13 protein-coding genes and 1 riboswitch are annotated in these 23,034 nt (G+C 64.7%); of the genes, 5 read left to right on the forward strand and 8 right to left on the reverse strand.

What is annotated here, in order from left to right:
• Nucleotides 1–59 precede the first annotated feature (59 nt).
• On the forward strand, nucleotides 60–8,687 hold the full coding sequence (locus CLU91_RS18235; protein ID WP_198521492.1) for a GH36-type glycosyl hydrolase domain-containing protein: 8,628 nt from the start codon (nucleotides 60–62) through the stop codon (nucleotides 8,685–8,687).
• Nucleotides 8,688–8,760: 73 nt separating this feature from the next.
• Here the strand turns inward: CLU91_RS18235 and CLU91_RS18240 are convergent, their stop codons facing one another.
• Nucleotides 8,761–9,336 (reverse strand): TMEM165/GDT1 family protein, encoded by a 576-nt coding sequence (locus tag CLU91_RS18240; protein WP_100875287.1) that lies wholly within the window; start codon nucleotides 9,334–9,336, stop codon nucleotides 8,761–8,763.
• 8 nt (nucleotides 9,337–9,344) lie between these two features.
• Nucleotides 9,345–9,527, reverse strand: a riboswitch (yybP-ykoY riboswitch).
• Between the two features lie 145 nt (nucleotides 9,528–9,672).
• On the opposite strand from CLU91_RS18240, the gene CLU91_RS18245 reads away from it, so the two are divergent.
• Nucleotides 9,673–12,042, forward strand: coding sequence for a M1 family aminopeptidase (locus CLU91_RS18245; RefSeq protein WP_100875288.1), 2,370 nt, complete (start codon nucleotides 9,673–9,675; stop codon nucleotides 12,040–12,042).
• 12 nt (nucleotides 12,043–12,054) lie between these two features.
• On the opposite strand, the gene CLU91_RS18250 is transcribed toward CLU91_RS18245, so the two are convergent.
• Nucleotides 12,055–12,336: a helix-turn-helix domain-containing protein gene (locus CLU91_RS18250; RefSeq protein ID WP_100875289.1), complete on the reverse strand. Its 282-nt coding sequence runs from the start codon at nucleotides 12,334–12,336 to the stop codon at nucleotides 12,055–12,057.
• Nucleotides 12,333–12,671 (reverse strand): type II toxin-antitoxin system RelE/ParE family toxin, encoded by a 339-nt coding sequence (locus tag CLU91_RS18255; protein ID WP_100875290.1) that lies wholly within the window; start codon nucleotides 12,669–12,671, stop codon nucleotides 12,333–12,335. The genes CLU91_RS18250 and CLU91_RS18255 overlap by 4 nt, the downstream gene beginning before the upstream one ends.
• Nucleotides 12,672–12,834: 163 nt before the next feature.
• Here CLU91_RS18255 and CLU91_RS18260 point away from each other — a divergent pair, with 163 nt between their 5' ends.
• Together CLU91_RS18260 and CLU91_RS18265 are read left to right on the forward strand one after the other, a co-directional pair.
• Entirely contained in the window at nucleotides 12,835–14,694 is a 1,860-nt protein-coding gene (locus CLU91_RS18260; RefSeq protein ID WP_100876798.1) for a M1 family metallopeptidase, read from the forward strand.
• A 22-nt stretch (nucleotides 14,695–14,716) separates the two neighbouring features.
• Nucleotides 14,717–16,360 (forward strand): serine hydrolase, encoded by a 1,644-nt coding sequence (locus tag CLU91_RS18265; protein ID WP_100875291.1) that lies wholly within the window; start codon nucleotides 14,717–14,719, stop codon nucleotides 16,358–16,360.
• Between the two features lie 297 nt (nucleotides 16,361–16,657).
• On the opposite strand, the gene CLU91_RS18270 is transcribed toward CLU91_RS18265, so the two are convergent.
• Complete coding sequence (locus tag CLU91_RS18270) at nucleotides 16,658–17,485, reverse strand: class I SAM-dependent methyltransferase (protein WP_100876799.1); 828 nt, start codon at nucleotides 17,483–17,485, stop codon at nucleotides 16,658–16,660.
• Between the two features lie 77 nt (nucleotides 17,486–17,562).
• Nucleotides 17,563–18,219, reverse strand: a complete 657-nt coding sequence (locus CLU91_RS18275; RefSeq protein WP_100875292.1) for a pyridoxamine 5'-phosphate oxidase family protein — start codon at nucleotides 18,217–18,219, stop codon at nucleotides 17,563–17,565.
• A 174-nt stretch (nucleotides 18,220–18,393) separates the two neighbouring features.
• On the opposite strand from CLU91_RS18275, the gene CLU91_RS18280 reads away from it, so the two are divergent.
• Nucleotides 18,394–19,413, forward strand: a complete 1,020-nt coding sequence (locus tag CLU91_RS18280; RefSeq protein ID WP_442906568.1) for an aminotransferase-like domain-containing protein — start codon at nucleotides 18,394–18,396, stop codon at nucleotides 19,411–19,413.
• 10 nt (nucleotides 19,414–19,423) lie between these two features.
• Here the strand turns inward: CLU91_RS18280 and CLU91_RS18285 are convergent, their stop codons facing one another.
• The 3 genes from CLU91_RS18285 to CLU91_RS18295 all read right to left on the reverse strand — a co-directional run bounded on the left by CLU91_RS18285 (nucleotide 19,424) and on the right by CLU91_RS18295 (nucleotide 23,026).
• The gene (locus CLU91_RS18285) at nucleotides 19,424–20,203 is read right to left on the reverse strand and encodes a spermidine synthase (RefSeq protein ID WP_100875293.1); all 780 of its coding nucleotides are present in this window, start codon (nucleotides 20,201–20,203) and stop codon (nucleotides 19,424–19,426) included.
• A 151-nt stretch (nucleotides 20,204–20,354) separates the two neighbouring features.
• Nucleotides 20,355–21,674 carry a sensor histidine kinase gene (locus CLU91_RS18290; protein WP_100875294.1) on the reverse strand — a complete coding sequence of 440 codons (1,320 nt, stop codon included), beginning with the start codon at nucleotides 21,672–21,674 and terminating at the stop codon, nucleotides 20,355–20,357.
• Nucleotides 21,674–23,026: a sigma-54-dependent transcriptional regulator gene (locus CLU91_RS18295; RefSeq protein WP_100875295.1), complete on the reverse strand. Its 1,353-nt coding sequence runs from the start codon at nucleotides 23,024–23,026 to the stop codon at nucleotides 21,674–21,676. The genes CLU91_RS18290 and CLU91_RS18295 overlap by 1 nt, the downstream gene beginning before the upstream one ends.
• Nucleotides 23,027–23,034: the final 8 nt, after the last annotated feature.

Here is a 23,034-nt window from a genome sequence, read left to right on the forward strand (position 1 = left end):
AAGAGTACACCGCAGTCGTCACGCAGCAGATCAAGGAAGGGCTTTCCAAATTCAAGGAAATCTTCCGCGACCATTCCCTTGCACCGGACACCTTCGACGCCGCGCGCGACGATGCCCTGCCCCTGCGTTCCGAATTATTCAGCGCCATGCAGATGGCCGCCCACGGCAAGCACGTGGCCGCCGGCCACGCGGTGGGCAAGCACCATGGCCGCGACCGCTTGCTGGCGCGCCTGGCCGACAATGCGGCCCTGATCACGGCCACCGTCAACGAGCTGACGGCGACCGTCAAAAGCGGGCGGCAGGTCACGCCCGCCTCGGAATGGCTGCTCGATAATTTCTATCTGATCGAAGAGCAGATCCGCACCACGCGGCGCCACTTGCCGAAGAACTACAGCAAGGAGCTGCCACGGCTGAGCTCTGGCGCGGATGCGGGCTGTCCGCGCGTGTATAAAATTGCGCTGGAAATCATCTCGCACGGCGACGGCAGGGTCGACCTGGAAAACCTGTGCCACTTCGTCGAGGCTTACCAGGACGTGTCCACCTTGACCCTGGGCGAGTTATGGGCCGTACCCATCATGCTGCGCCTGGCCCTGATCGAGAACCTGCGCCGCGTCGCTGCGCGCGTGGCTGACGACCGCATGCAGCGCGACCTGGCCAATACCTGGGCCGACCAGATGACGGACATCGCCGAGCGCAATCCCAGCGGCTTGATCCTGCTGGTGGCCGACATGGCCCGCTCGAATCCGCCCATGACCAGCGCCTTCGTGGCCGAACTGTCGCGCCGCCTGCAGGGACAAAGTTCCTCGCTGACCCTGGCCCTGTCGTGGCTGACGCACAAGCTGGCCGAGTCGGGTCTCACCATCGAGCAGCAGATCCAGTCCGAGATCGGGCAGCAGGCGGCCGACCAGGTGTCGATCGCCAACAGCATCGGCAGCCTGCGTTTTCTCGGCACCATGGATTGGCAGGAATTCGTCGAGACCATGAGCGTGGTCGAGCAGACCTTGCGCCTGGACCCGGCCGGCACGTATGGCTTGATGGATTTCGCCACGCGCGACAGCTACCGCCACGCCATCGAACGCATCGCCAGGCGCAGCGCGCGCAGCGAAGTGGAGGTGGCCGAGATGGTGGTGCAGCTGGCGCACACGCACGGCAACGGCAACGACGCGCGCCGCGGCCACATCGGCTTTTACCTGGTGGGGCGCGGCGTGCTGGTACTGGAAAAACAGGCCGGCGCCAGGCTGCCGTTTGTCGAGGCGCTGCAGCATACGGCGCGCGCCGCGCCGCTGGCCGTCTACCTTGGGGCCATCTCGTTCCTGACCCTGGCGACGAGCACCTTGCTGCTCGAGCGCGCCGTGCGCCATGGCGTGCAGGGCTGGCCCCTGGCGGCGCTGGGCGCGCTGGCGCTGCTGGGCAGCAGCCAGCTGTCTGTCGCCGTGGTGAACTGGCTGGCGACCCTGATGACGTCGCCCCATCCGCTGCCGCGCATGGATTACCAGGCCGGCATTCCATCGGACGCGCGCGGCATCGTCGTGGTGCCGACCCTGATCTACAGCGCGGACAACGTGGCGGCCCTGTGCGAGGCGCTGGAAGTGCGTTATCTCGCCAACCGCGATCCGAACCTGCGCTTTTGCCTGCTGACCGATTTTGTCGACGCCGAGGCGCAAACGATGCCCGGTGACGAAGCCCTGCTGCGCCAGGCGCAGGACACCATCCGCGCCCTGAACGAGAAGTACCGCGTGGAAGGCGTCGAGTTCAAGGAAAACGGCGACCCGGCCGACCCCGAAGAGCTGGGCCACGTGGGGCCGTTCCTGCTGCTGCACCGTCCGCGCCTGTGGAATTCGCAGCAAAATGCGTGGATGGGGCAGGAGCGCAAGCGCGGCAAATTGTCCGACCTGCACGCCTTCCTGCGCGGCGGCGCGCGCGACAAATTCTCGCTGGTGGAAGGCGAGTTGCGCGGCCTGCGCACGATCAAATACGTGATCACGCTCGACACCGATACGCAGCTGCCGCGCGACGCGGCACGCGAATTCATCGCCACCATGATGCACCCGCTGAATCGCCCCGTGCTGGACGCGGCCGGCACGCGCGTGGTGGCCGGCTACGGCATCCTGCAGCCGCGCGTGGCCGTGGCGCTGCCCAGCGCGAACGCCTCGCGCTACGAGCTGCTGTGCGGCGGCGAGCCGGGCATCGACCCCTACACGCGCACCGTCTCCGACCTGTACCAGGACGTATTTTACGAGGGCTCGTTCATCGGCAAGGGCATCTACGATCTCGACATGTTCGAGCGCGTGCTGGGCCAGCGCCTGCCCGACAATAAGATCCTCAGCCATGACTTATTGGAAGGCTGCTACCTGCGCGCCGGCCTCTTGAGCGACTCGCAGCTGTACGAAGAATATCCGGCCCGCTATGACGCCGACGTAAGCCGGCGCCAGCGCTGGATCCGCGGCGACTGGCAGCTGGTCGGCTGGCTGCTGGGCCGTGTGCCGGGCCGCGCCGGCAAGCGCGAACGCAATCCCTTGTCGATGCTGTCGCGCTGGAAGCTGTTCGACAACCTGCGCCGCAGCGTCGTCGCGCCGGCCACCACATTATCGCTGCTGCTGGTGTGGGGTTTCTTGCCGCACGTGGTTTTCTGGAGCGTGGCGGTGCTGGCCATCATCTTCCTGCCACCCGTTTTTTCGGCCCTGTACGATCTGCTGCGCAAGCCGCGCGACACCCTGTGGCGCCAGCATCTGGCCGCCTTCGAGCGGCGCTGCGGCGTGCAGTTTTCGCACGCCATGCTGACCCTCGTCTTCCTGCCGTACGAAGCGTGGATCAGTCTGGACGCCATCGCCCGCACCCTGTGGCGTCTGGGCGTGTCGCACAAACATTTGCTCGACTGGCGCGCCTCGAACCTGCACAGCTCCTCCGGCTCGCAGGCCGACAGCTGGCGCGCCATGTGGTGCTCGCCCGCGCTGGCGCTGGCCACCTTCGGCGCCTTGCTCCACTGGCGCCCCGAGGCCTTGCCGGCCGCCGCCGTGGTGCTGCTGTTATGGCTGGCCGCGCCCGCCATCGCCTGGTGGATCAGCCGCCCCATCGAACGGGCCGTGGCGCGCCTGTCGGCCGAGCAGGGACGTTTCCTGCATGGCGTGGCGCGCAAGACCTGGGCGTATTTCGATACCTTCGTCGGGCCGGACGACCACTGGCTGCCGCCCGATAACATGCAGGAGCATCCAACCCTGGTGGTGGCGCACCGCACCTCGCCGACGAATATCGGCCTGGCCCTGCTGGCCAACCTGACGGCCTACGATTTCGGCTACATCACCCTGGGCCAGCTGATCGAGCGCAGCCGCGCCACCTTGCACAGCATGGGCGAGCTGGAACGCTTCCAGGGCCATTTTTATAACTGGTACGACACGCAAACGCTCAAGGCGCTGCAGCCGATGTACATCTCGACGGTCGACAGCGGCAACCTGGCCGGCCATCTGCTGACCTTGCAGCCGGGACTGGTGGAACTGTACGACGCGCCGATCATCGGCGCGCAGGTGGTGCAAGGCATCCGCACGACGGCGCAGGTGCTGCAGGAATTCATCGCCGCCGAAGGCGAAGGCAAGGCGGTGCGCGCATCGCTGGCGCTGCTGCAGATGCCGGCCGTGCCAGCCAGCCTGCCAGAATGGCATGCTTATCTCGCCGCCGCGAATGGTGCGGCCGACGCGCTGCTGTCGCTGACCTTGCAAAGCGAGGATGGCGACCTGTCCATGTGGGCGGGAGCCTTGGCGCGCCAGTGCCGCGCGGCGCTGGCCGAATTGCTGCAACTGGCGCCATGGGCGGGGCACGCGGGGACGGATGCGGCGCTGATGCGCGTGCCGACCCTGCGCGCACTGGCCAATCTGGAAACGCCGGAAGGCACGCCGCCCGAACTGGCGGCGCTGCTGGCGCAGGGCCGCGATCAGGCGGGCCGTTACATGCGCGACATCGCCCATGCGGCGGGCCAGGCGCGCGATTTTGCGCAGATCGAATACGGCTTCCTGTACAACCCGGCGACAAAACTGCTGGCCATCGGCTACAACGTCAGCGAACGGCGCCTCGACCCCAGCTACTACGATTTATTGGCTTCCGAAGTGCGCCTGGCCAGCTTCATCGCCATCGCCCAGGGCCAGCTGCCGCAGGAGCACTGGTTCGCCCTGGGCCGCCAGCTGTGCATGGTGGCAGGCCAGCCCGTGCTGCTGTCGTGGAGCGGCTCGATGTTCGAGTACCTGATGCCACTGCTGGTGATGCCGAACTACCCGAATACCCTGCTTGACCAGACCTACCATTCCGTCATCGAGGCGCAGATCGATTACGGGCGCCAGCGCGATGTGCCGTGGGGGATTTCCGAGTCCGGCTACAACACGGTCGACGCCAGTTTGAACTATCAGTACCGCGCCTTTGGCGTGCCGGGCCTGGGCCTGAAACGGGGCCTGGCAGACGACCTGGTGGTGGCGCCATATGCCAGCATGATGGGCCTGATGGTGCAGCCGGAAGCGTCGTGCCAGAACCTGCAGCGCATGCAGGCGGCTGGCTACATGGGCCGCTACGGCTTTTTTGAAGCGATCGATTTCACCACGGCGCGCTTGCCGCGCGGCCAGACCAGCGCCGTCATCCGCTCCTTCATGGTGCACCACCAGGGCATGGGCTTTCTGGCCCTCAGCTATTTGCTGCACGACCGTCCGATGCAGCGCCGCTTCGAGTCCGATCCGCTGCTGCAATCGGCCTTGCTGGTGCTGCAGGAACGCACGCCGCAGGCGGGCGCGTTTTACTCGAACACGGCCGAACTGGCGGTGCTGCGCAGCGGCGCGCCCGAGCAGGCCATGCCGATGCGCATCCTCACGCAGGCCAACAGCGCCGTGCCGGAAACGCAGCTGCTGTCGAATGGCCGCTACCACGTCATGGTGAGCAATGCGGGCGGCAGCTACAGCCGCTGGAAAGACCTGTCCGTGACGCGCTGGCGCGAAGACAGCACGCGCGACAACTGGGGCAATTTCTGCTACCTGCGCGACCTCGATGACGGTGCAGTCTGGTCCACCATGTATCAGCCCACCCTGGCCGAACCGAAGAAATACGAAGTGATTTTTTCCGAAGGGCGGGCCGAGTTCCGCCGTGCCGACCATGGCCTCGACCTGTACACGGAAATCGTCGTCTCGCCCGAGGATGACATTGAAATCCGCCGTACGCGCATCAGCAATAATTCGAACCGCCAGCGGCGCATCGAAATCACCAGCTTTGCCGAAGTGGTGATGGCGCCGGCGGCGGCCGACGCGGCCCATCCCGCGTTCAGCAAGCTGTTCGTGCAGACGGAAATCCTCGCGCATGAAAAGGCGATTTTATGCACGCGCCGGCCCCGCTCGAAAGACGAGCAGATGCCGTGGCTATTGCATGTAATGACCGTGCATGATATCGAGCGCTACGAAGTGTCGTTCGAGACGGACCGCGCGCGCTTCATCGGCCGCGGCAACACGGCGCAGCTTCCGCAGGCGCTGCAGGAAAGTGGGCCGCTCAGTGGCGGCCACGGTTCCGTGCTCGACCCCATCGTGGCCATCCGCTACGTCATCACGCTCGAACCCGACCAAGCAGTGACGGTCGACAGCGTGACCGGCATGGTGGAGCAGCGCGAAGCGGCGCTGCACCTGATCGACAAATACCAGGACCGCCATCTGGCCGACCGCGTGTTCGAACTGGCCTGGACGCACAGCCAGGTGGTGCTGCGCCAGTTGAATGCGAGCGAAGCGGACGCGCAGCTGTATGCGCGCCTGGCCAATGCCGTGATCTATCCGAATGCGGCCTTGCGTGCGGAAGCCGGCATCCTGATCAAGAACCAGCGCGGCCAGTCCGGCCTGTGGGCGTATGCCATTTCCGGCGACTTGCCCATCGTGCTGCTGCAGATACGCGACGCGGCCAATATCGAACTGGCGCGCCAGATGGTGCAGGCGCATGCCTACTGGCGCCTGAAAGGATTGATCGTCGACCTGGTGATCTGGTATGAAGAACAGTCGGGCTACCGCCAGCTGCTGCACGACCAGATCATGGGCCTGATCGCCTCGGGCATCGATGCGCAGGCGATCGACCGCCCGGGCGGCATCTTCGTGCGCCTGGCCGAGCAGATCGCCAACGAAGACCGCATCTTGCTGCAATCGGTGGCGCGCGCCATCATCAGCGACTTGCGCGGCACCCTGGCCGAGCAGGTCAAGCGTCCACCGAGCCCCGTGCTGCGCATGCCGCCGCTGCTGCAAGACCCGGCCCGCGAACAGGGCGGCGTGCCGCACCGGGCGCCCAAGCGCGAGCTGATCCTGGAAAATGGCCTCGGTGGTTTCACGCCCGACGGCCGCGAATACGTGATCACCACGGCAGAAGGCAAGCAGACGCCGGCACCGTGGTCGAACGTGCTGGCCAATGCGCAATTCGGCACGGTGGTGTCCGAAGCGGGGCAGGCGTACACGTGGAGCGAGAATGCGCATGAATTCCGCCTCACGCCATGGCAGAACGACCCCGTCTCTGACCTGTCGGGCGAAGCGTTTTATGTGCGCGACGAGCAGACTGGCCAGTTCTGGTCGCCCTCATCCTTGCCCGCGCGCGGCAGCGGCGACTACGTGACGCGCCACGGCTTCGGCTACAGCGTGTTCGAGCACAGCGAGGGCGGCATCGCCACGGAACTGTGCACCTATGTGGCGCTGGACGCGGCCGTCAAATATTCCGTCATCAAGGTGCGCAACGACAGCGGCGTGCCGCGCCGGCTGTCCGTTACCGGCTATGTGGAATGGGTGATGGCCGACTTGCGCGCCAAGTCCGGCATGCACGTGGCCACCGAAGTCGACACGATCAGCGGCGCCCTGTTTGCGCGCAATAACTACAACACGGAGTTTTCGGGCCGCGTCGGCTTCTTCAATACCGACGCGAGCATCCGTTCGATTACCTGCGACCGCAATGAATTCATCGGCCGCAACGGCAGCCTGGCGCAGCCGGCGGCGCTGCGCCGCGTGCGCCTGTCCGGCAAGGCGGGCACGGGGCTGGACCAGTGCGCCGCCATCCAGGTGCCGTTCGAGCTGCAGCCGGGACAGGAGCGCGACATCGTCTTCATCCTCGGCGTGGGCGGGCGCCGCAATGCCGACGCCAGCACCATGGTGCAGCGCCATGCGGGCAAGGAAGCGGCTCGCATGGCACTTGACGCCGTGCGCGCGCACTGGGACAGCACGCTGGGCGCCGTGCGCATCGAAACGCCCGATCCGTCGCTCGACGTGATCGCCAATGGCTGGCTGATGTACCAGACCATCGCCTGCCGTTTGTGGGCGCGCAGCGGCTATTACCAGTCGGGCGGCGCCTACGGTTTCCGCGACCAGCTGCAAGACGCGATGGCGATGATACACACGGCGCCGCAGCTGCTGCGCAAGCACTTGCTGCTGTGCGCGGCGCACCAGTTTGTCGAAGGCGACGTGCAGCACTGGTGGCATCCGCCATCGGACCGCGGCGTGCGCACGCACTGCTCCGACGATTACCTGTGGCTGCCGCTGGCCGCCTGCCGCTATGTGATCGCCACGGGCGACGTCAACGTGCTGTCCGAAGTGGCGCCCTTCATCGAGGGGCGCGCCGTCAAGCCGGAAGAGGATTCCTACTATGACTTGCCCGTACGCTCAGGCGAATCGGCCGACCTGTACGAACACTGCGTGCGCGCCATCCGCCATGGCCTGCGCCTGGGCGTGCACGGTTTGCCGTTGATCGGTTCCTGCGACTGGAACGACGGCATGGACAAGGTGGGCGAACATGGCAAGGGCGAGAGCGTGTGGCTGGCCTTCTTCCTGTATGAAGTGCTGCAGCGCTTCGCCGAAGTGGCCGTGCTGCGCGGCGATGCCGCGTTTGCCCAGTTCTGCCGCGACGAAGCCGTGAGATTGGCCGCCAACGTCGAGGAACATGCGTGGGATGGCCAGTGGTACCGGCGCGCCTATTTCGACGACGGCACGCCATTGGGATCGCACACGAACGAGGAATGCCAGATCGATTCGATTTCGCAAAGCTGGGGCGTGCTGTCGGGCGCCGCCAACCAGGAGCGCGTGGCCGGCGCCATGCGCCAGGTCGATGCGCGCCTGGTGCGCCGTGATTCCGGCGTGATCCAGCTGCTCGATCCACCGTTCGACAAGGCCGACCTCAATCCCGGCTACATCCGTGGCTACGTGCCGGGCGTGCGCGAGAACGGCGGCCAGTACACGCATGCGGCCATCTGGACGGCGATGGCGTTTGCCCGCATGGGCGATGGCGAAAAGGCGTGGGAACTGCTGCGCATGATCAGTCCCGTGCGCCATGGCGCTGACGCGCAGGCGGTGCAACGCTACAAGGTGGAACCGTACGTGGTGACGGCCGACGTGTATGCCGTCGCGCCGCATGTGGGACGCGGCGGCTGGAGCTGGTACACGGGATCGTCGGGCTGGCTGTACCGGCTGATCGTCGAATCGCTGCTCGGTTTGACGCGCGAAGCGAACGTGCTGCGCATGGCGCCCACCATGCCGGCCGAGTGGGACAGCTTCAAGCTGCATTACCGCTTCGGCGCCAGCAGCTATGCCATCACGGTGGCAAAGGCACAGGGGCGTCCCGCAGGACTGTCGCTCGATGGCGTGGCGCAGCAGGGCAACAGCATCGCCCTGCGCGACGAGGGCCGCGAGTATGCGGTGCTATTGCTGGTGTAGTCTTGCCCACGTCTCAAGAAAGCGCGCCGACCGTTCAGGATCGGCGCGCCGGTATGCATGTTGCCGACATTGGTCAGAAGCCCAGGGCCGCGCCCGCGCCGAGCAGGGTCGCCACGCCCAGCACGGCAAAGACCAGCGCCGCGATGCCGTGCACCAGTCGCAGCGACACGCGGTTGGCGATCTTGTCGCCCAGGTAGACGGCCGGCACGTTGGCCAGCATCATGCCGAAGGTGGTGCCCAGCACGACCGAAACAATGTCGTGGTAGCGTGCTGCCAGCGCCACGGTCGCCACCTGCGTTTTATCTCCCATTTCCGCCATGAAGAAGGCGATCAGGGTGGTCAGGAAGACGCCGTATTTGGCCAGCTTGGTCTCGTCTTCGTCGAGCTTGTCGGGGATCAGGGTCCAGGCGGCCATGGCGAGGAACGATACGCCCAGCACCCAGCGCAGCACGTCCGGCCCCAGCATGCTGGTGATCCAGGCACCGACGGCGGCGGCGAACGCGTGGTTGGCGATGGTGGCGACGAAAATGGCCAGCACGATGGGCAAAGGCTTGCGGAATTTGGCGGCCAGCAGAAAGGCCAGGAGTTGGGTTTTGTCGCCGATTTCAGCGAGACCGACTATGCCGGTGGAGATGAGGAATGCTTCCATGAGATTGCAAGAGGTACGCGGGCCGGACGAATTAACCAATGATCCACGGGCGACTCCGGCCCATGCGGCCGCCCTGGATCAATGGTCTCGTCAAGTTTTTCAACCACCTGCACCATGGCCTGCGGGCCAATCATGTTGATACAGGTTCCCGCGGCAGGACCGCAAGACGACTACTCCCCAATGTTCGAGGCGCATCATACGCCAATGCCCGCGCCGGCGCCAGTAGCGCCGGGGCGGGGAACGGCATTGCGTGTGGGACTTCGACAACAATGAGCGATTGCAAACAGACTCGACTTAGAATGCAGTTCTGTCCACGACTCCCAGATGGAATGCGCCATGCCGGTCCTTGCCCGCTTGCTTGCCTTGTGTTTGACCCTGTTTGCTCCCTTGCCCGGCCTGTGCGCCGCGGCGCCCTTCGATGACAAGTTCCGCCAGCTGGAAGAACTGCTGCCCACGCCGAACAGCTACCGCACGGCGTCCGGCGCACCGGGCCACGCCTACTGGCAGCAGCGCGCCGATTACGTGATCCGTGCCACGCTCGATGAGGAACGCCGCGCCATCACGGCCAGCGAACAGATCACCTACCACAACCGCTCGCCCGACAGCCTGGCGTACTTGTGGCTGCAGCTGGATCAGAATGGCTTGCGCCAGGATGCCGACCAGCGCCGCGTACTGAGCGCGCCCTCGCGCCAGGCCTGGCTCAGTGGCAGCGAAGACGAAGCGCTGAAGTTCGAGGACTTGCGCGCCATCCACGCGGGCCGCGAATTCGACGGCGGCTTCAAGCTCACCGCCGTGAAAGCGGCCAGCGGCAAGCCGTTGCCGCATGTGGTTAACCAGACCATGCTGCGCATCGATTTGCCGGCGGCGCTGGCGCCCGGCCAGAGCATCACGTTCAATATCGACTGGTCGTATCAGATCAATGACCAGAAGGTACTGGTCGAGCGCTCCGGCTACGAATATTTTGAAGACGACAAGAACACGATCTTCCAGATCGCCCAGTGGTTCCCGCGCATGGCCGCGTATTACGACGCCGCCGGCTGGCAGCACAAGCAGTTCCTCGGCTCCGGCGAATTCACCTTGGAGTTTGGCGACTATGAGCTGTATCTGACGGTGCCGTCCGACCACGTGGTGGCCGCCACGGGCGAGCTGCAAAATCCTGCCGCCGTGCTGAGCGCGGCGCAGCGCGAACGCCTGGCGCGCGCGAAAAACAGCAATACGCCGCTGCTGGTGATCACGCCGCAGGAGGCGCTGGCGGCGGAAAAGGGCCGCGCGGCGGGCATGAAAACCTGGCACTTCAAGGCGGCCAATGTGCGCGACGTGGCATGGGCGTCGAGCCGAAAGTTCATCTGGGATGCGCAGGGGCTGGACAGCGGCGGCAAGCGCGTGATGGCCATGTCGTATTACCCGAACGAGGGCAATCCGCTGTGGCAGCAGTACAGCACGCGCGCCGTCGTGCACGCGATCGAGCAGTACAACAAATACAGTTTCGACTATCCGTATCCGAACGCGATTTCCGTCAACGGCGCCGTGGGCGGCATGGAGTACCCGATGATTGCGTTCAATGGCGGGCGCCCCGTGAAGGACAAGAAGACGGGTGTGCTGACCTATTCGAAGACGGCAAAATATGACCTGATCAGCGTGATCATCCATGAAGTGGGCCACAATTATTTTCCCATGATCGTCAACTCGGACGAGCGCCAGTGGACGTGGATGGACGAGGGCCTCAATTCCTTCCTGCAGTACCTGGCCGAGCAGGCGTGGGAAGAGCATTTCCCGTCCTGGAATGGCGAGCCGCGCAAGATCGTCGACTACATGCGCAGCCAGAACCAGGTGCCCATCATGACCAATTCCGAGTCCCTGCTGCAGTTTACGGCGAACGCCTACGACAAGCCGGCCACGGCGCTTAACATCCTGCGCGAGACCATCCTCGGGCGGGAACTGTTCGACTTCGCCTTCAAGCAGTACGCCTTGCGCTGGAAGTTCAAGCGCCCGACGCCGGCCGACTTTTTCCGCAGCATGGAAGATGCTTCCGGCACGGACCTGGACTGGTTCTGGCGCGGCTGGTTCTATACCACCGACGCGGTCGACATCAGCATCGACGGCATCAGCGAATATGGCGTGAGCACGAAGAATCCGGAAGTCGAGAAAGCGTGGAAGAAAGCGCAGAAGGACGCGCAGCCGATCTCGATCTCGGACCAGCGCAACAAGGCACTGCCGAAGAAGGTCGACATCGATCCCGCGCTGAAGGATTTCTATAACCGGCACGATGACTTCACGGTCACCAACAAGGACCGCAACAGCTATGCGGAAGAGCAGGAAGGGCTGGAGCCGTGGGAGCGCAAGCTGCTGGAACAGCGCAACATGGGCAAGCACTTGTACCTGGTCGATTTTTCGAATCTCGGCGGCCTGGTGATGCCCTTGATCCTGGAAATCGAACTGAAAAGCGGCAAGAAGATCATCGAACGCGTGCCGGCCGAAGTGTGGCGCTATGCGCCGCACAAGATCAGCAAGGTGATCGTCACGGACGAACCGATGGTGGGGCTGGTGCAAGACCCGTACTGGGAGACGGCCGACATCGATACGAGCAACAATAGCTGGCCGAGAAAAATCACGCCATCGCGCCTGGAACTGTTCAAGCTCGATCGCGACAAGAACAACCTGATGAAGGATGTTAATACGCCGCTGAAGGCGGCAGAGGCCAAATAGACGATACGGCAGTCAGGCCGCTTGCTCCAGTTGCAGGGCGACACGCATGCCTGCTGCCGCAGCCATGTTGACCAGGGTATCGATCGAAAACAGGTTGATCTTACCGCGCAACAAGTCCGAGATGCGCGGCTGGGTCACGCCGAAAACCCTGGCTGCTTCGACCTGGGTCAGGCCGGTACGGGAGATATGGTTTTTCAAGGCCATCATCAGTTCGGCTCGCACATGCAGATTGGCGCCGGCATCGGGCGTATCGGCGATGGCATCCCAGATGCTGGCGAATTTTTCCTGGGTCATAAGCGGAGGTCCTTGAGTAAATCCTTGTAGCGTGTTTGCGCCAGGTGCAGGTCCCGTTGGCTGGTCCGCTGGGACTTTTTCTGAAAGCAGTGCAAGACATAAATCACGTCTGAAAATTTAGCGACGTACATGACGCGAAAGGCGCCGTTTGCATCGTGAATGCGGATTTCATTGACGCCAGGCCCAACCGTTGCCATGGGTTTCCAGTCATCAGCTTCTTGCCCATGCTGGATCTGATGCAGCTGATAGCCTGCCTCATTTTTTGCAGGCTGCGGGAAGCCGCGCAGATCCTGAAGCGAGCTGCCCCTGAACATCACTGGTTTGGCGCCGTTCATGGTTTAAATATACAATATTTTATATATTTATGCAATTGCGCTTACCATGTGGTCGCGCATGGTGTCGGCGCTTTTTTCTGCCGGCCTGCGCCGGAAGTGCTATTCTGCGCGACGCCCCGGCGTACACGGACCGGGGCTTTCGCAAATCATTCAAAAGACGACCATGCAAACTTTGACCTTCCTGCGCGCGCTGGGCTGTGCGCTACTTTGCCAGGTGACCCTGGCCGCGCACGCCGATCCCCTCAGCTATGCGCGCTACGACCAGGTGCGCACGCGTGACCTGCAGCTGGACCTGAAAGCGGACTTCAAGCAAAAGACCCTCTCCGGCTATGCCGAGCTGTCCTTGAACTGGATCGACCCGGCGGCGCGCACCCTGGTGCTCGATACGCGCGATTTGTCGATCGCCAAGGTGCAGGTACAGGACAAGCGCGGCGCATGGCAGATGGCGCCGTACCAGCTGGACAAGGCCGACCCGGAAAAAGGCCAGGCGCTGCGCATCACCACCACGGGACAGCCGGGCAAAGTGCGCGTCTACTATCACACGGCGCCGAACGCCATCGCGCTGCAGTGGCTCACGCCGCAGCAGACCATGTCGGGCAAGCTGCCTTTCATGTTCAGCCAGTCGCAAAGCATCAACGCCCGCTCGTGGGTGCCGTCGCAAGATACGCCGGCCGTGCGCTTTACGTATAGCGCGCGCATCGATGCGCCAGCGGGCATGCGCGTGGTGATGAGCGCCGAGAATGACGAAAAGGCGACGGGCAAGGGCGGCTGGAAATTCAGGATGCCGCAGCCGATTCCATCGTACCTGCTGGCCATCGCCATCGGCGAACTGGAAGTGCGTACACTCGGTCCCCGTTCCGCCGTGTATGCGGAACCGCCGCGCATCAAGGCGGCCGAATACGAGCTGGCCGACACGGAAAAGATGATCCAGGCAGCCGAAGCGCTGTACGGCCCGTATGGATGGGGGCGTTACGACATGATCGTGCTGCCGCCATCGTTCCCCTACGGCGGGATGGAAAACCCGCGCCTGACCTTCCTCACGCCGACCATGATCGCGGGCGACCGCAGCCTGGTCGACCTGATCGCGCATGAACTGGCTCACTCGTGGTCGGGCAACCTGGTCACCAACGCCTCGTGGAAGCACATGTGGCTCAACGAAGGCTTCACCACCTACGTCACCACGCGCATCGTCGAGCAGCTGTATGGCAGCGACGTGGCGCAGATGGGCGTGCAGGTCGACCAGGAAGAACTGGCCGCCTCGATCCGCGAACTGCCGGCCGCGAAAACGGCGCTGATCACGCGCGATGCGGACGCCAACCCGGCCGAAACGTACACGGACGACGGCATCATCTACCCGAAGGGCGCCTGGTTCCTGGCCACCATGGAGCGCCGCGCCGGCCGCGCCGTGTTCGATCCCTTCCTGCGCGGCTGGTTCGACCAGCACGCGTTCCAGAGCGTGACGACGGAGCAGTTCGTCGCTTACCTGCGCAAAAACCTGCTGGCGCAGCATCCGGACGTGATGCCGGAAGCGGAACTCGATGAGTGGCTGTATGGCACGGGAGTGCCGGCCAGCGCGCAGCGCGTCGTCTCGCCGCGCCTGGCGCTGCTCGACCAGCACCGCGACGCCTGGCTAAAGGGCGAACTGGCGACGAAAGACCTGGGCATGGACAAGTGGATCGCCATCGAGTCGATGCACTTCCTGAACGACATCAACAACAAGGCCAGCGCGGCGCAATTGCGCGAACTGGACCAGGCCTACGGCGTGGGCAAGAGCGGCAACAATGAAGTGGCGTACCGCTTCTACCTGGCCGCCGTGAACGCCGGCTACGACGTGCACCAGCCCTTGCAGACGTTCCTGATGAGCGTGGGCCGCCAGAAGTTCGTCGTGCCCCTGTACAGCGCCTTGATGAAGACGCCGCAAGGCCATGCCTGGGCCAAGGACGTGTATGCGAAAGCGCGCGAACGCTACCACCCGGTGACGCAGGAAAGCGTCGATAAATTGATGGCCGCGCAAGCGCATTGAACCTTCCCTGGATATCCTGACCATGCATACCATGAACCGTCTTGCCGCCGCCATCGTGCTGGCGTTTTCCAGCATCGCCGTGCCGGCGCTGGCTGTTGACGCGGCCCCCGTCGTTGCCGCCGCACCCACACCCGCATCCGCGCCCGCCTTCGATCTTGAGCGCGACGTCGCCACCGCCCTGAAAGTGTTCGACGTGCCCGGCATGGCGATCGCCATCGTCAAGGATGGCAAAGTCATCACCGCCAAAGGCTTTGGCGTGCGCAAGCTGGGCGAACCGGCCGCCGTCGACGCGCAGACCCTGTTTGAAGTGGCATCGAACTCGAAAGGCTTCACGGCCGCCGCGCTGGCCATGCTGGTCGACGAAGGCAAGCTGGCCTGGGACGATCCCGTCACCAAACACCTGCCCGGCTTCCAGATGCACGATTCCTACGTGACGGGCGCCATGACCATCCGCGACCTGCTGACGCACCGCAGCGGCCTGGGGCTGGGTGCGGGCGACTTGCTGTGGTGGCCGACGACGACGTTTTCCACCGACGAAATCATCGAGAAGCTGCGCTACATCCGTCCGGCCACGAGTTTTCGCAACAGCTATGCCTACGATAACCTGCTGTACATCGTGGCCGGCAAGATCATCGCCGACAAGGCGGGCAAGAGCTGGGGCGAGGCGATGCATGAGCGCATCCTGGCGCCGCTGGGCATGACGGGCACCACCACCAGCCTGGCTGAAAATGCGGGCAAGCCCGACGTCGCCAGTGCGCACAGCAAGATCGACGGCAAGATCGCCGCCGTCAAATCGATGCCCGTGCCGAACGCCGTGGGTGCAGTCGGCATCAACACGAATGCGGAAGACATCGCCAAGTGGATGATGGTGCTGCTCGACGGCGGCAAGATCGCCGGCGTGCAGGACAGGGATGGCAAGGACGCGCGCCTGTTCAGCGAAAAGCAGGGCCGCGAAATGTGGACGGCGCAAACACCGATCAAGATTGCCGAGCCGAAGCCGGCGCTGGCCGCCACAAAACCGAACTTCAGCGCGTATGGTCTGGGCTTCCAGCTGCGCGACTACAAGGGCATGAAAGTGGCCATGCACGGCGGCGCGCTGCAGGGCTTTTATTCGCGCGTGGTGATGGTGCCGGAAGCGAAACTGGGCGTGGCCATCCTCACCAATGCGGAAAATGGCGGTTCCATGACGGCGCTGCAATGGCGCATCCTCGACCATTACCTGCAGGCGGCGCCGTCGGACTGGCTGGCGCTGGTGGCCAAGGTAGAGCAGGACCAGCATGCCGAGGAAGTGAAAAAGCAGGGCAAGGCGTCGAGCGCGCGCGCGGCGAAATCGCAGCCGTCGCTGCCGCTGGCCGCGTACGACGGCGAGTATGAAGATGCCTGGTACGGCAAGGTCGTCATCAAGCCGGAAGGGAAAAAGCATATTCTCAGCTTCACGCGCACGCCGGACCTGACGGGCGAGCTGGAACACTGGCAGCACGATACCTTCATCGTGCGCTGGAAAGAGCGCAATTTCAACGCCGACGCGTATGTGACGTTTTCGCTCAATCCCGATGGCAGCATCGACAGGGTAAAAATGGCGCCCGTGTCGGCCGAGACGGATTTCAGCTACGACTTCCAGGACCTGAGCCTGGTGCCGGTGAAACCGAAGGAAGCGAAGAAATAAAGCGGTAGGTCGGGTTAGCGCGCAGCGCGTAACCCGACGCCATCACCGCCGACGCCATCACCGGCGCCAACGATGTTGTCGGATTACGCGCGGCGTTGCCGCGCTAACGGTCATGGCGGATTTTCCTCCACCCCATATAATGAAACATGTAATTCCCGCCGGTCGAGTTAGAGGCGTCAGGGGTGACGCTTGGCAAGATGACGAGAATTACACTATCACTTTCTTGCATCGCTGCAATATATTGCTGGCGAGGGGGCAGTCTTTGCCATCACTACGGTTGTTTCACGTTAAGCCGACCTACTTGACGAACTTCAGGGTCATGCGGTCGCTCTCGCCGATGGCCGTGTATTTGGCGCGGTCGACGTCCTTGTTGGCATAGGTGGGCGGCAACGCCCACACGCCGCCCTGGTGGTCGGCATGGTCTTTCGGATTGGCGTTGATGTCCGACTTCGCCGCCAGCTTGAAGCCCGCGTTTTCCGCCAGCTTGATCACATACGCTTCGTGCATGTAACCGCTGCTTGCCGTGGCATCTTGCGCCTTGCTGGTCGGCAGGCGGTGCTCGACGACGCCGAACACGCCGCCCGGTTTCAGGCTGTCATACACTTCCTTGAACAAGGTCTGCATGCCCGCCTCGCCGATCGGTATCCAGTTGTGGATATTGCGGAAGGTGAGCACCATGTCGGCCGTGCCCTTGGGCGCGATGCGGTAGGTGGTCGGTGGTGCGAAGGCGCCGAGTTCCACCTTGCCGAAAGCGGCCGGATTGGCGTCGAGTTTTTGCTGGAAGCGCGCCGCGCCACGGCGTGCGCCTTCACTGGCGGATTGGGGATCGTTGCCGGCGGCGATCAGCTTGCCGTGGTCGCGCAGGTAGGGCGCCAGGATTTCCGTGTACCAGCCGCCGCCGGGCGCCAGTTCCACCACCGTCATCGTCGGCTTGATGCCGAAGAACGTCAGCGTTTCATACGGGTGGCGGGCGCTGTCGCGCAGCGCGTTGGCCGGCGTGCGCGCACTGCCGGCGATGGCCGCCTTCAGGGCCGCGTCGCCCGTATCGGCGGCCAGCACTGCGCCGCTGCCGCCACAGGCCAGCATGACCGTCAGGGCCGCGGCCAGGGATACTCGCTTCATCATCATCTGCTCCATTCATGAGTGGGTCGATTGGTGGCGATCGCCATCAACGCCGATCATCGGGCAAGCACGCTGGCCGGTCAAGCGGATTCCATACCCCATGCGGCGGCATACGCGGGCATGTCGCAGTTGTTGAGCGCATCGGCGATGGCCGCGCCACGGCCGTGCGTCAACGGCAGTTCGCCCGTCCAGACGGCATGCGCCATGTCGTCCGCATCGTCGATCGGACCGCCCTTGCGCTGCTTGACGGCGTATTCGTCGAGTGCGATGCGCAGCACGGTGGTGGCCGCGTATTCCTTGGCGTTGCCGCCGCGCACGTGCGCCAGACGGCCCGGCACCAGCTTTTCCATCAGCGCATCCATGGCCGCATGCTGCTGGCCGATGTCGCTCACTTTCTCAAACCGCCCGTACACCATCGCCGAGCGGTAGTTCATCGTGTGGTTGAAGGCCGAGCGCGCCAGCACCAGGCCGTCGAGATGGGTGACCGTCACGCACACGTCGCTGTCTTGCAGGAGCTTGAGCATGCGGCTGCCGTTCGAGCCATGGATGTACAGGTGGCCATCGATGCGCCAGCAGGCGGTCGGGATGCAATGGTTTCCGTGCTCGTCGTGGAAGGCGATATGGCACAGGTAGGCGGCATCGAGGATCGCGTGCAAGGTGGCTTGCTCGTAGCTGGCCAGTTCGGCGACGCGGCGCACGCGGGTACGGGGGCTGGGGGGCAGGGTGGTAGTGGTCATGGCGGAAGTCCCGTTGGTTGAAGAGGAAGGCCGCACTATAATCGGCATCTGGCCCTGAAAAAAGAGCCAGAAGTGAGAAATAATTTGAAGCCATAACGGGAGTCGCATGGATTATGCATTGCTGCTGAACGCGTTCGAACGCATGCACCGCGAGCGGGGCTGGCCGCCACACGAGTGCTGGCGGCCGAACTGGGGTTGGCGCGCAATACCGTGCTGTACGCCTACGAGCAACTGGCCAGCGAAGGGTTTGTCTTGCCGGACCGTCGCGGCACCGTGGTCGCCGGCAACGTCGCCCAGCCGGTGGTGGCGCCAGCGGCCGGCAGCAACGATGGCTTGTCGCGCCGCGCACAACGTTTGCGCGGCGTGGCGGGACAGGATGCCAGCGCGGCAGTGGTGTTTCCCGCCGACGCGATGGGGGCGTTCGCGCCTGGCGTGCCGGCGCTCGACGAATTCCCGCTGGCGCAGTGGCGGCGCATGCTGGACCGCGCATGGCGCGCGCTGACGCCGCGCCAGCTCAATTACGGCGACCCTGCCGGCGAGCCGCAGCTGCGCATGGCCATCGCCGACCATTTGCGCGCCGCGCGCGGCGTCGTCTGCGATGCGGGCCAGGTGTTCATCACGGACGGCACGCAGAGCAGCCTCGATGTGTGCCTGCGCGCCTTTGCCGACCAGGGCGACACCTTGTGGATCGAGCACCCCGGCTATGGCGGCGCGCTGGCGGCGGGGCGTGGTGCCGGGCTGCAGGTGACGGGCATTGCCGTCGACATCGATGGCATCGCGCCGACGGACGACGATTGGCGCGACACGCCGCCGCGCCTGATCTACACCACGCCGTCGCACCAGTATCCGACGGGCAGCGTGCTCAGTCCCGCGCGCCGCATGGCGCTGCTCGAACGCGCCCGCGCGGCCGGCGCCCTGATCATCGAAGACGATTACGACAGCGAATTTCGCCATGGCGGCACGGCCGGCATGCACCTGGCGCTGCGTTTTCACGATGCTGCATGGGATGACCTGGCGCTGAGCCGGCGCGCCGCGCAGGACGGCATCGTGGCGCTGGCGTTGTCGGCGCATGGCACGGGCGAAGGGACGGGAGAAAGGCAAGGCTGGAACGGTTTCCTGCTCGGTTACGCGCAGGTGCCGGCCGAAAACATGGACGGTCTGGCGCGCCGCCTGGGCGCAGTGCTGCCAGCGTGAAATTACGACTTTACTGCTGATCCAGCATCCACTGTTTCAAGCCGTTGACCCAGTTCTTGGCGGGCAGGTTGAATTGCTTCTTGATGGTGGCGGCGCGTTCGTACAAGTCGCTGAAGTCGAGCGATGGCGATTTTTTGAAGGCCAGCACGACGATGTTTTCATCTTCCTCTTCCGGTACCCAGACGACGGCGTCGAAGACCAGTTCCATCGCCTGCAAATTCTTGTCGTAGTTGGGGAAGTCGCCGAAGACATTCGTGCACATGATGCCGTCGTCCGTCAGGCAGTCGAAGCAGGCCTGGTAGAACTCGGGCGTGTCGAGCACGGGGCCGCGCGCGTCTTCGTCGTACAGGTCCACTTGCAGCGCATCGACCGTGCCGTGGTTGGCCGGATCGAGCACGAAGTCGAGCGCATTCATTTCGCGCACGTCGAGGTGGGCGTCGTTCGGCGGCAGCGCAAACTGGGCGCCGCAGATGGCGATCACGTTCGGATTGAGTTCGATGGCCGTGACCGTGGCGTCGGGGAAGCGGCGGTAGCTGAATTTGGTCAGTGCGGCGCTGCCCAGTCCCAGCTGCACGATGCGTTTTGGCTGCGTCTTGAACAGCATCCACATCATCATCATCTGCACGTATTCGAGCTCGATGGCGTCGGGTTTGTCCAGGCGCATGGCGCCCTGCACCCACTTGGTACCCAGGTGCAGGTAGCGGATGCCGCGGTGTTCGGTGGTGGTAGCCGGCGGGTGGCCCGGGTGGCTGAAAGCGGTATGGCTGGTGGAGGTAAAGTCGGTCGTCATGGCGTCAGTGTAGCAGCCACATGAAAAAAGACGCTGCAGCGTCTTTTGGGTGGGGAGCGAGATTGCTTGCGGCGCCGTGCCAGGAAGCCGAGTATGCCCAGGCCGGCCAGCAGCATGGCATCCGTTTGTGGTGCGGCAACCGGGGCCAGGTTCAGCAGGGAAGGATCAATGTCACCGCCAGTCCGCCGCCTTCGCGGTTGGCCAGGGTAATGCGTCCGCCATGCGCTTCGGCGATCTCGCGCGCCAGGGCCAGGCCCAGTCCCGTGCCGCTGCGCTTGGTGGAGTAAAACGGCACCAGTGCGTTTTCCAGCACGGCGCCGCTCATACCCGGCCCCCGGTCGCGCACTTCGATGCGCAGCTGCCCATGCGCCTGGCTGATGTGCAGGCCGATATGCTGGAGCTTGGAGCCGGACTCCAGCGCATTCTTGAGCAGGTTCAGCAGCGCCTGCTGCATTTGCGCCGCATCGAACACGGCCGCCTGCGCGGGTGGCGGGCCGTCGAGCGTGAAGGCCGTCTGCGAGGCCAGGCTGTCGAGGAAAGGCTGCCACTCGCACGGCGCCAGGCGCGGCGCGGGCAGCTTGGCAAAGCGCGCATAGCCGAGGATGAAGGTTTCCAGGTGGCGCGTGCGCTCCTCGATGGTGGCGAGGATTTGCGGCAGGCGCTCGGTCTGGCCGCGGCGTACCAGCTCGGCGCCGGAATGGGCCAGCGAGGCCAATGGCGCCAGCGAGTTGTTGAGTTCATGGCTGATGACGCGGATGACTTTTTTCCAGGTCTGCACTTCCTGGCGCCGCAGTTCCAGCGTCAGCTGGCGCAGCAGCAGCAGTTCGTGCTTGCGTCCGTTCAGGCTGAAGCTGCGCCGCGCCAGGTGATACACCTCTTCCTGTTCCCCTTCGCCGCTGGTAAACAGGCCGTCGTTGCGGCGCGCCAGCGCTTCGGCCAGGGCCGGCGCCGCCTCGCGCACGATGTCGTCCAGGTGGCGTCCTTCAAGCCGGCGGCCGTGGTGCAGCAACTGGCGCGCGGCCAGGTTGGCGTAGACGATGGCGCTGCCCTCTGCCACCAGCAGCATGGCCACCGGCGTGTTTTGCACCATGGTGTCGAGCAGCAGTTCGCGCTGCACCAGGTCCAGGCGCTGCTTGCGCAGCACGTCGCCCAGCGCATTGTGGGCAGCCACCAGGTCAGCCAGTTCATCGTTCTGCGGCCAGCGCAAGCTGAAGCCGAAGTCGCCGTCCTGGTAGCTGGCGACCGTGCCGCTCAGGGCGCGAAACAGCGACAGCATCGATTGCAGCTGGGCGCGGATGGTAATGACGGCCACCGGCAGCACGCACAGCAGGGTACTGGCCAGCACCAGCAGCGGCTGGCCTGGCAAAAAATGCGCGAGCAGCAGGGCGATGACGATGCCCAGCACCAGCAGGGTGATGATCAGCGCCGTCCAGCGCGTGAGCAGGGAGAGGCGCATGGGACGGTAGGCCATCAGCCGCGCGCGATGCCCAGGCGTTCCATGCGCCGGTACAGCGCCTGGCGCGACAGCCCCAGTTCCTGCGCCGCTTGCGCCACCACGCCGTGCGTGCGCGCCAGCGCCGCAGTGATGCTGTCGCGGTCCGGTTCCGTCGCGGCGCCATCGTGCGGCGCGCGTGGCGCTGCGACATCCGCCAGCGGCAAGCCCGTTTCCTGCGCGCCGATCACCGGGCCGGCCGTCAGCAGGCTGGCGCGCTGCATGACATTTTTCAGTTCGCGCACATTGCCCGGCCAGCCGTGCGCCAGCAGGGTCGCCTGCGCTTGTGCGTCCAGCGTTTTTTCGCTGCCCAGGAAATGCCGCGCCAGCACCAGGATATCCAACGGGCGCTGGGCCAGCGGCGGCAGGCGCAATTCGATCACGTTCAGGCGGTAAAACAGGTCTTCGCGAAACGTGCCCGCCTTGATCATCGCCGGCAGGTCGGCGTTGCTGGCGCTGATGACGCGCACTTTCACTTGCCGCTCGCGGTTCGAGCCGAGGCGCTCGAAGCGTCCCGTTTCCAGCACGCGCAGCAGTTTCATTTGTCCGGCCAGCGGCAGGTTGCCGATCTCGTCGAGGAACAGGGTGCCGCCGTCAGCCGCGTCGAACTTGCCGTCGCGCGCGCGCGTGATGCCGGTGTAGGCGCCCGCTTCGGCGCCGAACAGTTCCGCCTCGATCAGCTCGACCGGCACGGCGCCGCAATTGAGCACCACGAAGGGGCCGCCGGCGACCTGCGAATTGGCTTGCACGATGGCGGCGATGCATTCCTTGCCGCTGCCGTTCGGCCCCGAAATGAGCACGGGCACGTCGGCACGCGCCACCTGGCACGCCAGGTGCACCACTCTTTCGGTGGCCGGGTCTTGCCACACCATGCCGCGCAAGTCGAAGTCGTGTTCCAGCGCGTGGCGCTGGCGCTGCTCGGCCACCACGCGCTGGCGCAGCGCGCGGTTGGCCTGCCCCAGTTCCAGCAGGTTTTGCACGGAAGCGATCAGGCGCCGGTCATCCCATGGCTTGGCCAGGTAGTCGGCCGCGCCGGACTTGATCAGGTCGACCGCCGCGTCGAGCTGGGTCCAGGCCGTCAGCAGGATCACGGGCAGGTCAGGGTAGCGCGCGCGGATGGCGTGGAACAGCGCGCTGCCTTCCTCGCCCGAGGTGGTGTCGGCCGTGAAGTTCATGTCCTGCACCACCAGGTCGATGGCATGACGTTCGAGCAGGTGCAAGCCCTCCTGGGGCGAGGCGGCGCGCACGGCGTCGATCTCGTGCAGGGAGAACAGCACGTCGAGCGCGATGGCCACGGCGGCATTGTCGTCAATAATCAGTACGGTAGGCATGCGCGCAG

It is taken from the genome of Janthinobacterium sp. 64, assembly GCF_002813325.1.
GTDB lineage: Bacteria > Pseudomonadota > Gammaproteobacteria > Burkholderiales > Burkholderiaceae_D > Janthinobacterium.

Bases quoted from the DNA above. Each gene is read 5' to 3' on its own strand.
- CLU91_RS18240 (WP_100875287.1), bottom strand. From the start codon at position 9,336: ATGGAAGCATTCCTCATCTCCACCGGCATAGTCGGTCTCGCTGAAATC.
- CLU91_RS18245 (WP_100875288.1), top strand. From the start codon at position 9,673: ATGCCGGTCCTTGCCCGCTTGCTTGCCTTGTGTTTGACCCTGTTTGCT.
- CLU91_RS18250 (WP_100875289.1), bottom strand. From the start codon at position 12,336: ATGACCCAGGAAAAATTCGCCAGCATCTGGGATGCCATCGCCGATACG.
- CLU91_RS18255 (WP_100875290.1), bottom strand. From the start codon at position 12,671: ATGAACGGCGCCAAACCAGTGATGTTCAGGGGCAGCTCGCTTCAGGAT.
- CLU91_RS18260 (WP_100876798.1), top strand. From the start codon at position 12,835: ATGCAAACTTTGACCTTCCTGCGCGCGCTGGGCTGTGCGCTACTTTGC.
- CLU91_RS18265 (WP_100875291.1), top strand. From the start codon at position 14,717: ATGCATACCATGAACCGTCTTGCCGCCGCCATCGTGCTGGCGTTTTCC.
- CLU91_RS18270 (WP_100876799.1), bottom strand. From the start codon at position 17,485: ATGATGAAGCGAGTATCCCTGGCCGCGGCCCTGACGGTCATGCTGGCC.
- CLU91_RS18275 (WP_100875292.1), bottom strand. From the start codon at position 18,219: ATGACCACTACCACCCTGCCCCCCAGCCCCCGTACCCGCGTGCGCCGC.
- CLU91_RS18285 (WP_100875293.1), bottom strand. From the start codon at position 20,203: ATGACGACCGACTTTACCTCCACCAGCCATACCGCTTTCAGCCACCCG.
- CLU91_RS18290 (WP_100875294.1), bottom strand. From the start codon at position 21,674: ATGGCCTACCGTCCCATGCGCCTCTCCCTGCTCACGCGCTGGACGGCG.
- CLU91_RS18295 (WP_100875295.1), bottom strand. From the start codon at position 23,026: ATGCCTACCGTACTGATTATTGACGACAATGCCGCCGTGGCCATCGCG.